Genomic DNA, 13,166 nt, shown 5'->3' with positions numbered 1-13,166 from the left:
GTGCGATGACGTATGCGCGCCGAAATTGTCATCGCAAATCTTGAGTTGAGTATCGCCGGCAACCGTTGACTTGGATCAAGGGAGCACGAGGGAAGGGAGCCACGGTGCGTCATCAGCTTTGCCCACCAGTCGGGAGACAGGGACATGCCCAACGACGCCAAGCCCACCCAGAAGCGCATCGATCAATTTTTTTCCGGCCCCGGCGGGCGCGGGGACGACTGGCGTGACCTGGTTGAAGCCGCAAAGGCATGGGCCCAGGGTGGTGACCGCGCGAACTACGATGCGGCCTTGGCCGATATCGCGGTGACGGAGGAATTTCATGGTTATCCCGGCTTGCACTTGATGGCCGCATTGAAAGAGGCGGCGACGTCCGGCGACGCAGCGGCCTCGCTCCTGCTTTCGACGCGGATTGCGCAGGCGCTGGCGACAAAGTCCTTCCGTCAGCACGCCGGCGACTGGAATGTAAATGACGAAGCCGAGGGTGACGTTCCGGATCTGCTGCCGCCCGCGTTCGGACGGAAAGAGGCGCACCGCCCCTACTTTGAGACCCTGATCGTCACCGGCGTTCCTTCCAACAATTGGCCGGGGCTCTGCACGGAATGGCGCAAGCTGAGGCGTCCGATCGACTCGTTCGTCTACGAGCCTGTCGTTGTCGGCAGCCTTGAAGACGCATTCTGCGCCGCCGTCCTGAATCCAGATCTTGCCGCCGTCGTGATCAACGAGGGCTTTACGCTTCGGTCGCGTCACGACGCGCCTGTGCTTCGTGCCCTGATGGCCTCGATGGGCCCACAGATGGAGTCCGATCTTTCTGCGCTGCGGCTCGCACAGATCATCAAGCGGCTGCGTCCCGAGCTTGATATTTATCTGATGTCCAATCGCAACGTGGAGGAGATGGCCGGCAACCCCGAGGCCAACGTGGTCCGCCGCATCTTCTATTCGATCGAGGAAATTCTGGAGCTGCACCTCTGCATACTGGAAGGCGTCCAGGATCGGTATGACACGCCGTTCTTCGACAATCTCAAGAAGTATGCGCAGCGTCCGATCGGGACGTTCCATGCGCTGCCAATCGCCCGCGGCAAGTCGATCTTCAAGTCCGACTGGATCCGCGACATGGGCGAATTCTACGGCCCGAATCTGTTCTTGGCCGAGAGCAGCGCGACCACAGGCGGCCTCGACAGTTTGCTGGAGCCAACCGGTAACATCAAGACGGCGCAGGACAAGGCGGCGCGCGCGTTCGGCGCGGACCACGTGTTCTTCGTGACCAACGGGACCTCGACCTCCAACAAGATGGCGGTGCAAGCGCTGCTCGGTCCGGGTGACATCGCCATCGTCGACCGCAATTGCCACAAGTCGCATCATTACGGGATGGTGCTCGCCGGCGCGCAACCGCTGTACGTCGAAGCGTTCCCGATGACGGAATATTCGATGTATGGCGCCGTGCCGCTGCAGACGATCAAGCAGGCTCTGCTGCATGCGAAGGCCGACGGTCGGCTCGACCGGATCAAGATGGTTGACCTGACCAACTGCACCTTCGACGGCCACATCTACAATACCCGGCGCGTGATGGAGGAATGCTTGGCGATCAAGCCGAATCTGATCTTCCTGTGGGATGAAGCCTGGTTCGGCTTCGCGCGCTTCTCGCCGTTCCTCAGGCCGCGCACCGCGATGGGCGCCGCCAACGACATCGAGGCGTGGATGCACGACCCGAAATCTGTCGCGGCCTACGAGAAGCAGCAGGCGGAACTCGGCAAAAATCCGTCTGATGAACTCTTGCTCAAGACCCGGCTGATTCCCGACCCGCGCCAGATCCGCCTGCGCGTGTACCAGACCAACTCGACCCACAAATCGATGTCCGCGCTGCGGCAAGGCTCCATGCTGTTCGTCAAGGATGTCGAATTCCACACCGTCGAGGCCCAGTTTCACGAGGCGGTTTTCACGCATGCTTCGACCAGTCCCAACCAGCAGCTCATCGCGAGCCTCGACGTCGCGCGGCGACAGATGGAGCTCGAAGGCTATGGCCTCGTGAACAATGCCTTTGAGATTGCGTTCGCCATCCGGCAGGCTGTCGCCAACAATGCGCTGATCTCGAAGTATTTCCACATCCTCGGTGCGGACGGCATGGTGCCGGCGCAGTACCGACAAACCGGCTTCGTCGACTACCTGGCACCCGGTACGAACTGGGTTACGGCTCTGAAGAGCTTCCAGGAGGATGAATTCTGCCTCGATCCGACCCGGATGACGCTCGTATGCGGCACGGCCGGCTTTGATGGCACTCAATTCAAGGGCATTCTGGCGAACAAGTACGGCATCCAGGTCAACAAGACCTCGCGCAATTCGGTGTTGTTCCAGTCCAACATCAACAACACGCGCAGTGACGTCGCGCATCTGATCCGGGTGCTGATGGAGATCGCCAGCGAGGTCGACCGGGGCCTGGCGCAAGGCGGCGCCAATGCAAGGAAGACCTTCGAGGCACGGGTGAAGAGCCTGATGACCGATGTGCCGGACTTGCCGAATTTCTCGCATTTTCACTCGAGTTTCCGCGGCGATGCGGGCGCAAAGACCAACGAAGGCGACATCCGCAGCGGCTTCTATTCGGCCTATGACGCGGCAGGATGCGAATATATCCGGCTCGCTGATCCGGAGATCGATCGTCGCCTGAAGGGAGGTCCGGATCTCGTCTCGGCCAATTTCGTGATCCCGTATCCGCCGGGCTTCCCGATCATGGTACCGGGCCAGGTCATCACGCAGGAAACCATCGACTTCATGCGGAAGCTCGATGTCAAGGAAATCCATGGCTACGACGCAAAGGAAGGGCTGAAGCTCGTGCGCGCGGAGGCCCTGATGAAGATCGGAAATCTCAAGCCCGGCGCAGCGCCGAAACTGAAGGCCGCGTCATAGGGGAGAACGAACGTGCAGGGCTTTTTCACATTTCTTCAGCAAAATCCGTTCTTGCTGCTGTTCTTCGTTGTCGGGCTCGCGGTGTGGATCGGCCGGGCCAGCATCAAGGGCTATGGCCTCGGCATGGTTGCCGGCGCCATCGTGGTCGGCGCGGGTCTATCCGTCTGGGGTTCGACTTACGGGGTCAAGCTCGAGCTGAACAATTTTGCCAAGAGCCTGTTTTACTACCTCTTCATGTACGGCGTTGGGCTACGTGTAGGGCCTTCCTTCATCAACAGTCTGAAGGGTGACGGTCTCAAATTCTGCGTATTGGCGCTGGTCTCGAGCGTGCTCGGGTTGGCGCTTGTCGTCATCGGCGCAAAGCTCTTCTCGCTGCCCATCGGCGCGGCAGGTGGCATGCTGGCGGGTTCGCAGACCATGTCGGCTGCGATCGGCTCGGCGGAGCAGGCAATCACTTCCGGCGTGGTGAAGCTGCCGGAAGGGATGAAGCCCGAGGACGCGACCGGCATGATCGCACTGTCTTACGGCATCACCTACATCTGGGGTACCGTTGGCATCATCCTGATCTGCAAATACCTGCCGCGTTGGTGGGGAGTTGACGCCAAGGCTGCAGCGAAGCAGTACGAACAGGAGTTCGGGGTCAAGGATCTCGAAGGCGGCGGCCTCACCGGCTACCGGCAATTTGGCTTGCGCGCATACCGGTTGGAAAACGCTGCCCAGGTCGGCATGAGCATCGCCGGCTTCCGAAAGAGCAATCCCGAGTATCGTATCATCAACGTGTTGCGTGCGGGCGAATCGTTGGGGGCCGATCCCGATCTCGTCCTGCAAAGGGGTGACGTCATCGCATTGGGTGGCGCGACCGAGCATCTCACCGACAAAATGGGGCTGATCGGTCCCGAGGTCGCGGATGCCAAGGCGCTCAGCGTGCCCATGGATCAGGCGGAGATTCTCGTCACCAACAAGGAAGTTGTCGGGCGGACCTTCGAATCCTTCCGCGACAAGGCGCTTGCCGGCCAATTGCAGGTCACGAAAGTCGAGCGCGGAGGCGTGCAGATTCCGGCAGGCCTCAAAACCGAGCTGCAACGGATGGATATCATTTCGGTGGTCGGTCTGAAGTCCGCCGTCAGCGAGCTTGGCGAGATGTGGGGACGCATCGCGCGAACCAACACGTCGACGGATTTACTGACGCTTGCCGTGGGAATGATCATCGGTTTCCTGATTGGCATGATCGAATTTCCGGCCTTCGGCGCCAAGATTGGTCTCGGCAATGCCGGGGGCCTTTTGCTGTCGGGCGTGATCGTATCGTCGATCGTGTCGCGGCTGCGTTTCTTCGGCAATACGCCGAACGCGGCGCGTAACGTGCTGGAGGATCTCGGCCTTATCGTATTCGTCGCAATCGTCGGCGTGAATGCGGGAGCGGGTCTGCTCGCACAGCTCTCGGGCGCCGTCGCACTGAAGATATTCATCGTCGGCTTCGTCGCCTGCACCATTCCCCCGTTCATCGTCTGGGCGATTGGCTTTCATATCTTCAAGATCAATCCAGCCGTGCTGATGGGCGGTGTCGCCGGCGCGCGATCGCATTCAGGTCCGTGCCGCGAGGCCGCGGTGGAAATCCAGAGCTCCGTACCCTGGATCGGATTCCCGGTCGGCTATGCCGTTTCGGGCATCCTGCTTACCGTGTTCGGTTACTTCGCGATGCTCCTGGCCCAATAGCCTGGCGTCATAACCTCAGAGGACAGAAAGCCATGAGAAGATTTGCTATCCCCACCGTTTTCGTCGCCCTTCTTGCTGGCGCAGCTGGCTTCAGCACGCCATCGCGTGCCGAGACCGGTCAGGTCGGCGTGATCTTCACCAAAGGCGGATTCATCGTTGGGGTCGGCGGCGGTGAGGGCGTGCTCATTCTTCGCGGCAAGCGATACCCGTTTACCGTATCCGGCATGAGCGTCGGTTTCACGATCGGTGCATCGACCACCAAGCTCGTCGGCCGGGCCATCAATCTCAGAGGGCCGGCCTCGATCGAAGGCTCTTACGCCGTGGCCGGAGCGGGCGGTGCGATTGCGGCTGGCGCAGGAGGCGTGCAATTGCAGAACGCCAACGGGGTGATCCTGCAGCTCAGCGGCCCGAAGGTAGGCGCGGAGGTGTCGGCCGCGGTAGGAGGCGTGACGATTCGCTTGAAATAGTGGGGCGGGCGATTGGGCCGCGCGATGCGCGGCCTGGTCCGCTCAATACCGCTCTGCGACGAATCTCATCCCGCGCAGGCTCGCCTGGTCGTTGTAACGCCCTTTGTCGGAACGCTTCGGCAGCTTGACCTTGTCCTTCCTGACGCGCTTGTGCGGGATCGCCTTCAGGAGATGCGCGATGCAATTGAGCCTCGCGCGCCGCTTGTCGTCGGATCGGATGACATACCAAGGTGCGTGCTTCGTGCTCGTCTTTCTCAACATCAGGTCGCGGGCGCGCGAATAGTCGTACCAGCGCCGATAGGATTCCAGATCCATCGGGCTCAGCTTCCATTGTCGCACCGGATCGTCGATACGCGCCTTGAAGCGGCGCTCCTGCTCGTCCATTCCGACCTCGAGCCAGATCTTGATCAGGATGATGCCGCCGTCGATGACGTACTTTTCCATCTCGGGGCAGAGCGAAAGAAAGCGCTCGTGCTCGGCGGGCGTACAGAAGCCCATGACATATTCGACGCCGGCACGGTTGTACCAGCTGCGGTCGAAGATCACGATCTCGCCGCCGGCCGGAAACTGTTCCATGTAGCGCTGGAAGAAGAGTTGTGTCTTTTCGCGATCCGACGGCGCCGGAAGCGCGACGACGCGAAACGCGCGGGGACTGACCTTCTCCGTGATCGCCTTGATCGTGCCGCCCTTGCCGGCTGCGTCCCGGCCTTCGAACAGCACGATGACCCGAAGCTTGTTCGCCCTCACGAAGTCCTGAAGATGGCAAAGCTCGACTTGAAGCTTCTTGAGCTCCTTCTCGTATTCCTTGCGCTTCATCCGCTCCGCGGGCTCGTCTTTTGCCATGCGCATTTTTGCTACTTCAGGTTCAAAGCGACCGGACGGCCTTCAATCTCCCCAGGAGATGGTGATGCCGATGTCGCCAGGCACGCCGCCCGGAAAATCGATGATCTGGTAGGCGATGCGATAGCCGCGTGGCTTCAGATAATCCGTCCAGAGCTGGAAAATCTCCTTCGGGATTCCCGTCAGGGTGTTCTCCCAGCCAGCTTCCATCTGATTGATGGCGCGGCCCTTGTCCGTGCACAGCGTATTGGGGAAGCGATAGACCAGGACGTCCGTCATCCCGTTTCGTACCGCACGCTGGATGATGGTGGAGGCGAGCTTGATCTTTTCCTCCTCGGTCTTGCCTGACGGTTTGCTCAATCGATCGATCAAGGCGTGTTTCTCGGCCTCGGCTGCGGCGGCAAGGCGGGCATATTCGTCCGCCTTTTCGGCCTCCTTGAGCGCCGCTTCCTTCCGGATTTGCATCGCGTTGGGAATGAGATCGTCGATGGTGTTGGACATGGCTGACGCCTCCCGGTCGGTTTGCTGCTCCAGCGTTGTTCTTGCAAGGGTAGGGCCGGAAGGGCTCGATCCCTTGATCCAGATCAAGCGGGCTCATTCCCGGTTTGGTCAATCTGGGCATTGGCTACGGGAGCCGGCCGGTTGCCATCAAGGGAGAGAACGTTGAGCGAGCAGCTTCACCCGATGGCGCCGCACCATCTGCCCTTCTATCTGGCCCCGGCGAACGGGACCGATACGCTGATGGTGCTGATGGGGATCTTCCTGGTTGGCACCGTATTCTGGGTCGGAACGATCTACTGGCGCCTGCACAGCCTCCCCGAGCGGATGGCGCACAAGTCACAGAAGCTGCAATTCGAAATCGTGGCCATTCTCGGCCTGCTGTCCTTGTTCACGCATAACCATCTCTTCTGGGTAATAGGACTGTTTCTCGCGCTGATCGATATTCCCGATTTCGGCACCCCGCTGCGCAGCATTGCCGATTCGGTGGAGAAGATCGCCGAGACGACGCCGGGAGACGGAAACGAAGCCGCGCCGTCACCTTTGCCGGCCGACGGCCAAGCCAATGCTCAGCCGACTGAGAAGGCCGGTCCCGTGAAGGCGAGGGAGCAAAGCAATGTTTGAGCTTATGTTCTGCTCCCTGTTGACGATACTGCCCGACTATCTGTTCCGCCGCTACGCCCAAGGCAAGCGCTTCGGCAAGGAGATCACGTTCTACTCGGTCTGGTATGAGCTGCGATGGGGCATCACCGGCTGCCTGATGCTCACGATATCGCTGATCACGATGATCTTCTATTTTCATCCGGCGACGAGCTCAGCCGCGCTGTACTTTCGCACGATCCCAATTCTCCCTGAAGGTTCGGGACGGGTGGCCGAGGTCGATCTCGGCCATAGCGCACCGGTGAAGAAGGGCGACGTGCTGTTCAAACTTGACAGCTCAAAGCAGGAAGCGGCCTTAGAAACCGCCAGGCGCAAGGTCGCCGAGGTCGATGCGTCCCTGCAAACCGCGCAGTCAGACGTGGTCAAGGCCGAAGCCCAGATCCAGGAGGCCAGGGCGAACCATCAACAAGCCAGGGACGAACTGGAGGTCAAGACCGAACTGCAGCGCCGCAATCCCGGCATTGTGCCGCAGCGCGATATCGAAAAGCTTCAGGTACTGGTCGATCAGCGGCAGGCCGCGATCGATGCCGCCACAGCGGCCAAGGAATCGACGACGTTGCGGGTCTCGGCACTCTTGCCGGCGGAGAAGGCAAGCGCCGAAGCGGCGCTGGCGCAGGCCCAGGTTGATCTCGACAAGACCGTCGTCCGCGCCGGCGTCAACGGGCGGGTCGAGCAGTTCCTTCTTCGCGTCGGAGATATTGTCAACCCGCTCATGCGTCCCGCCGGGATACTCATACCCGAAGGCGCCGGTCAGCGCGCGGTGCTCGCCGGATTTGGTCAGATCGAGGCCCAGGTGATGAAGGAAGGAATGCCGGCCGAGGCGGCCTGCATGTCCAAGCCATGGGTGATTATTCCGATGGTAGTCACGACTGTTCAGGACTACGTCGCCACAGGTCAGTTTCGCGGTGGGGAGCAGTTGATCGAGGCCCAGAACATTGCAAAGCCCGGTACTATCCTGGTGTACCTCGAGCCGCTTTACAAAGGCGGTCTCGAAGGGGTCACGGCGGGCAGCAGTTGCATCGTCAACGCCTACACCAGCAACCACGAGGAGATTTCCGCCAAGGACACCAGCGTCGGTCGGAAGATCGCGTTGCACGTCGTCGACGGCGTCGGCCTCGTACATGCCATGCTTCTGCGAATCCAGGCGTTGCTGCTGCCGATCCAGACGCTAGTGCTGGGCGGTCACTGAAAAGGGGACAGGGAGAATAAATGCATGGTCTGCTTACCGAAACTCTGCGCTCTGGCTGGATTGCTGATCGTTTCAGCGGTCGCAACCGGCGCGCGCGCGGATGCCTTCGATCTCAATGGCGCCTGGGTCGGCGACGCCAATCAATGCGACAAGGTGTTCAACCGCAAGGGTGGCAAACGCGGCTTCACTGAGATGTCCGACGTCTATGGCGGCGGCTTCATCATCGATGGCGACGAGATCATCGGAAAATTCGCGCGCTGCAAGATCAAAGCCAAGAAGGAGGACGGCTCGAGCATCAACCTGATCGCGGGTTGTGCGACGGATATCATGTTGTCGAGCGTTCAGTTCAGCGTGAAGAAACTGGATGCGAACAGCATCATCCGGCTGTTTCCAGGCATGGACGGCATGGAGATCACCTATCACCGCTGCCCGAACTCATGAAATCGAAGCCAGCCAGCAGAGCCCGTGGAAATGGGGGCGTCGCGATCGCGAGGTCACGCAAGTTGTTTGTCGCAGCGACGCTTGTCATTGCCTGCCAAACGATAACGCAGCGGCTTGACGCATTCGAGCTCGCCGGCGCCTGGGTGGCCAAGGCGGATCAATGCAGCAAGGTGTTTGCGCGGAGGGGGCGCGCAAATCAGGTCGACTTCACCAACTTCTCCGGCGCCTATGGCGGCGGCTTCCTCGTCGAGGCCAACCGCCTGCGCAGCAAGTTTGAAACCTGCACGATCAAGGCCAGAAAGGACGACGGTGAATCCATCAATCTGGTTGTCGCTTGTGCGAACGGTGTCATGCTTTCCAACATCCAGTTCTTCCTGAAGGTCATCGATGACGATACGGTCACGCGGCTATTCCCGGGCGTGGACGGGATGGATACGAACTATCACCGTTGCAAGATCTAGCCCGCCGGCTCGTCTGCGCGCCGATCAACCTGCAAAATTTAGGGTCAAAGCCAGGGTGCTCCGATATTCCTCAGCGACAGGCGCCGCGTCCCTGAATGTCCAGTTTCCTTGATCTTGATCAAGCTTGCCCCATCGGCAACGCCGATGTTTCCCGCTGGAAGGCGAGGGAGGTGTCGATGTCTCGTCGTGGCCAAATCCTGCTCGTGCTCGCGTTGCTGCTGGGCATTCCGATCGCCGCGATGGCGCAGACCGCCGAGAAGCCGCCTGCTCAGAGCAGTCAGGCGCAGCCGGCGAGCCCGGCTCAACCGGCCGATCAGCTGTTGAAGCCTGAGCAACTCGAGGCGCTTGTCGCGCCGATCGCGCTCTATCCGGACGAATTGCTCGCCAATGTGCTGGCGGCGTCGACCTATCCGCTGGAGGTTGTGCAGGCCGACCGCTGGCTCAAGGAGCGCAAGAACCTGAAGGGCGATGCGCTCAAGAAGGAAGTCGATAAGCAGGCCTGGGACGACAGCATCAAGGCACTCACCAGCACCGCCGACGTTCTGACGATGATGAGCGACAAACTCGAATGGATCAAAAGCCTGGGTGATGCCGTACTCGCGCAGCAAGCGGACGTGATGGACGCGATCCAGCGGCTGCGCACCAAGGCGTACGACAACAAGAAACTTGTCACCACCAAACAGCAGAAGGTCAGCGTTCAGACTCAGGAGAACAAGCAGGTGGTCGTGATCGAACAGGCTGAGCCGGATACGATCTACGTGCCGTATTACGATCCTGCCACCGTGTACGGAACTTGGCCCTACACGGAATATCCGCCCTACTATTTCGGGTATCCGTCTTATATCGGTGCAGGCGTGATCGCAGCTGGCGTTGCCTTTGGGGCAGGATGGGCAATCGGGCGTTGGGGCAATTACTGGGGCGGCGGCTGCAACTGGGGCAACCGCAACCTTTACGTCAATCATTATAACAAGATCAACAACGTCGGAAACAACTGGCAGCACAATCCGGCGCATCGCCAGGGGGTACGATACAATAACGCAAACGTTCAGCAGCGTTTCGGTAACAACAATCTGAAGGCCGGTGCTGCTGATCGAATGGATTTCCGCGGCCGTGATGGACAGCAAGTGCTCAAGGATCGCGCCGGTGTCGCTGATCGCGCCGGAGATCGGGCCGCGGATCGCGGTGGCGATCGCGCGGGCGCGCGCGACGGCCCCGGGAGCAGTGATCGCGCCAACCGCTCGAGCACGGCAGATCGCGCCAAGGCAAGCGGCAAGGGTGCTCCCAAGGTGGGCGGCAAAGCTGCTACCAAGGGCGGTGCAGATCGCGCGAGGGCTGCCAGCAATGCTGGCAATGCGACGCGCCGCGGCGGCGAAAATCGCGGCGGTGCCATGAACGTGTCGTCGGGCAGGGCGGCTGCCGCCGCCTCAGCCCGCGGTCAAGCCAGCATGGGCGCCCGTGGCGGCGGCGCGGCGAGCTTCGCCGGGCGTGGCGGTGGCGGCGGTGGCGCCATGCGTGGTGGCGGTGGCTTCGGTGGTGGGGGCGGTCGTGGCGGAGGCGGTGGAGGACGGCGGTCCGACATTGCGCTGAAGCACGACATCGTCCTGCTCGGGCATCTCGCCAACGGTCTCGGCTTCTATCGCTTCAGCTATCTTGGCAGCCAGGAGGCCTATGTCGGCGTCATAGCGCAGGAAGTGGAAGGCGTGATGCCGCAGGCCGTGACCCGCGGTCGCGACGGCTACTTGCGTGTCTATTATGAAAGGCTCGGATTGAAGCTGCGTAGCTACAGAGACTGGCTCGCAGACGGTGCAAGGATTCCCGCGGAGATGACACCATGATCATTTTGAGGTCGCTCCATCGCGCAGCTTTGCCAGGCATCATGGCGCTTGCGCTGCTGACGTCTGCGTCCCGGGCGCAGCAGGCCTATCCGACGCCGGAGGATGCCGCGGCCGCGCTGGCTGCGGCAGTCAAGAGCGGCACAAACCTGGCAGTCCTGAAAGTTCTCGGTAACGCTGCCCAGGACCTCGTCGCCTCCGGTGACGAGGTTGCAGATGCCGAGACGCGCCGAAGCTTTGCCTCTGCCTATGATGCCAGACATTCCGTCAAGACGGAGGGCAATAAAAAGGCCACGCTCGTTCTCGGCTCCGATGATTTTCCATTCCCGATTCCGCTGGTCAACACCAAGAGCGGCTGGGAGTTCGACACGGAGGCAGGCCGTATCGAGATTCTCTATCGCCGCATCGGTCGCAATGAGTTGGACGCGATCAAGACCTGCCTTGCCTTCGTCGATGCCGAGAATGAATATGCCGACAAGGATCGCGGCGACGGCGCGGGCGTCTATGCGCAACGCATCGTCAGCAGTTCCGGCAAGAAGGACGGCTTGTTCTGGCGCGACGACCGCGACCCGAGCCCGCTCGGCGAACTGGCGGCGCGGGCATCAAGCGAAGGCTACAAGGTCGACGGGCAAGGGGCGCCCTATCACGGATATTATTTCCGGATATTGAAGGGGCAGGGCTCCGATGCGCCGGGCGGCGCGCTCTACTACGTCGTCAGAGGCAAGATGATCGGCGGCTTCGCGCTGATCGCCTATCCTGCCGAATACGGCAACTCCGGCGTGATGACCTTCATGGTCAATCATGCCGGTACGGTCTACCAAAAGGATCTGGGTAAGCGCACTGGCATCATCGCCAAACGGATCATGCTGTTCGATCCGGACCAGACTTGGAGGAAAGTCGATGCCGCGAAACCGTGAGAGCAGGCAGACTGTTCTGCAGACATACTTCGTCCGCTTGGCGGCTATCGTACTTTTCGCGTTCGCCGTCCCCGTGACGCCGTCCTTCGCCCAGGCCCCCGCTTTTGTCCAGCTCAAGATCGTTAAAGCGGGCTTGCTCGTGGGTGCGGGCGCGGGCAGCGGCGTGTTGAGCTATCGCGGCCGCAATTATCGTTTTCGCTGGTCCGGCATCAGCCTCGGTGTCACGGCCGGCGCGACTGTCGGCCGGCTCGAGGGGTCGGCGTCAGGAATTCGAGAGATTTCCGATTTTGCCGGTACGTACAGTTCTATCGGCGGTGGGGCATCACTCGTCGGCGGCGTTGGTGCCGTTCACCTGCGGAACGACAAGGGCGTCACGATGGAGCTGCGCGGTCCAAGGGGTGGCTGGGAGTTCGCCGCCAACTTGAGCACGATCACGATTTCAATGAACTGAACCGATTTTCACATCAGGGTGAACGCGATCTGTGGTCGTACGTTGGTCCGTCATAGCCTCTCTCATTATCAGCGTTAGCATTGGCCTTGACGTCCGACGAACCCTCTTACTTGACGGCAACAACCCGGCGCCTGCCAAGGCGCCCCCAGGGGCTGATCCAGTGCATCGTAGGTAGCGTACCGCTTTGCCAAGACGCGCTCGTACCGCCCCAGCCGCTGGCGGCCGAGATAGACGGAATGCTCGAGAGGCTCGAATTCGGGTTTGGGGTCGGCCTCGGAAACCCTTTGAGGTTCAATGCCGGATGATTTTCCCAAATCATCGGCTAAGTGCTTGATAACGCGAGGTTGATGCTCTCCCCTAGGGAGCGCCATTTCCGCTTCGCGTGCGATGCCGCCGATCAATTGCTGGCGCTTCCCGTGGTGTTCCGGATCCTTGCCACAACGTCGGGCCGGTTCTTCTCGAGCCAGGCCACGGCGTCGGGTCCATCGACGACGCACGCGAAGGTTTCCCAGGTTGGGTCCTCCAGGGATTCCGGTTGCAGTCGCTTCGCCGCATACTCAACGAGGTCGTGCAAGCGTTCATAGCCTCGCCGGCGCTCAAGGGAATCTGCAATCGCTGTGCTGGCCCATCCCCGCTGGGCCAAATCGACAATGCTCGGAGCGTCGGCCTCGCTGAACCAGGGTGTGGCATCGAACTCGATGCAGCGGACATTATCGGCGGTATGGCAAGTCGCGTGGATCATTGGATTCCTCCGTTCGCCGGCTAACAACCTGCGCTAGCATTGCTCTTTAGAGTTTCA

At 60.8% G+C, this 13,166-nt stretch carries 13 protein-coding genes; 10 read left to right on the top strand and 3 right to left on the bottom strand.

What is annotated here, in order from left to right; all coding sequences use genetic code 11:
* The first annotated feature begins 144 nt into the window (after positions 1-144).
* Genes ACVW1C_RS12320 through ACVW1C_RS12310 form a run of 3 tightly spaced genes read left to right on the top strand, consistent with a single transcriptional unit; the run spans position 145 to position 5,078 of the window.
* The gene (locus ACVW1C_RS12320) at positions 145-2,898 is read left to right on the top strand and encodes a decarboxylase (RefSeq protein ID WP_456758648.1); all 2,754 of its coding nucleotides are present in this window, start codon (positions 145-147) and stop codon (positions 2,896-2,898) included.
* Positions 2,899-2,910: 12 nt separating this feature from the next.
* Positions 2,911-4,611 (top strand): aspartate:alanine exchanger family transporter, encoded by a 1,701-nt coding sequence (locus ACVW1C_RS12315; RefSeq protein WP_456758647.1) that lies wholly within the window; start codon positions 2,911-2,913, stop codon positions 4,609-4,611.
* Positions 4,612-4,643: 32 nt separating this feature from the next.
* The gene (locus tag ACVW1C_RS12310) at positions 4,644-5,078 is read left to right on the top strand and encodes a hypothetical protein (protein WP_456758646.1); all 435 of its coding nucleotides are present in this window, start codon (positions 4,644-4,646) and stop codon (positions 5,076-5,078) included.
* 42 nt (positions 5,079-5,120) lie between these two features.
* Here ACVW1C_RS12310 and ppk2 read toward each other — a convergent pair whose 3' ends face one another.
* Together ppk2 and ACVW1C_RS12300 are read right to left on the bottom strand one after the other, a co-directional pair.
* Entirely contained in the window at positions 5,121-5,921 is an 801-nt protein-coding gene (gene ppk2, locus ACVW1C_RS12305; RefSeq protein ID WP_456758645.1) for a polyphosphate kinase 2, read from the bottom strand.
* 42 nt (positions 5,922-5,963) lie between these two features.
* A complete protein-coding gene (locus tag ACVW1C_RS12300) occupies positions 5,964-6,419 on the bottom strand; it encodes a hypothetical protein (RefSeq protein ID WP_456758644.1) in 456 nt (151 codons plus the stop codon).
* A gap of 183 nt (positions 6,420-6,602) precedes the next feature.
* Here ACVW1C_RS12300 and ACVW1C_RS12295 point away from each other — a divergent pair, with 183 nt between their 5' ends.
* The 7 genes from ACVW1C_RS12295 to ACVW1C_RS12265 all read left to right on the top strand — a co-directional run bounded on the left by ACVW1C_RS12295 (position 6,603) and on the right by ACVW1C_RS12265 (position 12,367).
* Positions 6,603-7,040 carry a hypothetical protein gene (locus ACVW1C_RS12295; protein WP_456763060.1) on the top strand — a complete coding sequence of 146 codons (438 nt, stop codon included), beginning with the start codon at positions 6,603-6,605 and terminating at the stop codon, positions 7,038-7,040.
* Positions 7,033-8,265 carry an HlyD family secretion protein gene (locus tag ACVW1C_RS12290; protein ID WP_456758643.1) on the top strand — a complete coding sequence of 411 codons (1,233 nt, stop codon included), beginning with the start codon at positions 7,033-7,035 and terminating at the stop codon, positions 8,263-8,265. The genes ACVW1C_RS12295 and ACVW1C_RS12290 overlap by 8 nt, the downstream gene beginning before the upstream one ends.
* 24 nt (positions 8,266-8,289) lie before the next feature.
* Positions 8,290-8,706: a hypothetical protein gene (locus ACVW1C_RS12285; RefSeq protein WP_456758642.1), complete on the top strand. Its 417-nt coding sequence runs from the start codon at positions 8,290-8,292 to the stop codon at positions 8,704-8,706.
* A 62-nt stretch (positions 8,707-8,768) separates the two neighbouring features.
* A complete protein-coding gene (locus tag ACVW1C_RS12280; protein WP_456758641.1) occupies positions 8,769-9,167 on the top strand; it encodes a hypothetical protein in 399 nt (132 codons plus the stop codon).
* A gap of 176 nt (positions 9,168-9,343) precedes the next feature.
* Positions 9,344-11,002 carry a DUF3300 domain-containing protein gene (locus ACVW1C_RS12275; RefSeq protein ID WP_456763059.1) on the top strand — a complete coding sequence of 553 codons (1,659 nt, stop codon included), beginning with the start codon at positions 9,344-9,346 and terminating at the stop codon, positions 11,000-11,002.
* Positions 10,999-11,916 (top strand): DUF2950 domain-containing protein, encoded by a 918-nt coding sequence (locus ACVW1C_RS12270; RefSeq protein WP_456758640.1) that lies wholly within the window; start codon positions 10,999-11,001, stop codon positions 11,914-11,916. Before ACVW1C_RS12275 ends, ACVW1C_RS12270 begins: the two co-directional genes overlap by 4 nt.
* Positions 11,900-12,367 carry a hypothetical protein gene (locus tag ACVW1C_RS12265; RefSeq protein WP_456758639.1) on the top strand — a complete coding sequence of 156 codons (468 nt, stop codon included), beginning with the start codon at positions 11,900-11,902 and terminating at the stop codon, positions 12,365-12,367. The genes ACVW1C_RS12270 and ACVW1C_RS12265 overlap by 17 nt, the downstream gene beginning before the upstream one ends.
* Positions 12,368-12,764: 397 nt before the next feature.
* Here the strand turns inward: ACVW1C_RS12265 and ACVW1C_RS12260 are convergent, their stop codons facing one another.
* Positions 12,765-13,109, bottom strand: a complete 345-nt coding sequence (locus ACVW1C_RS12260; RefSeq protein WP_456758638.1) for a hypothetical protein — start codon at positions 13,107-13,109, stop codon at positions 12,765-12,767.
* Positions 13,110-13,166 lie beyond the last annotated feature (57 nt).

This window comes from Bradyrhizobium sp. USDA 4011, from assembly GCF_054063415.1.
The sequence above is the reverse complement of the archived record's forward strand: the minus strand, read 5'-3'. Positions and strand labels throughout refer to the sequence as shown.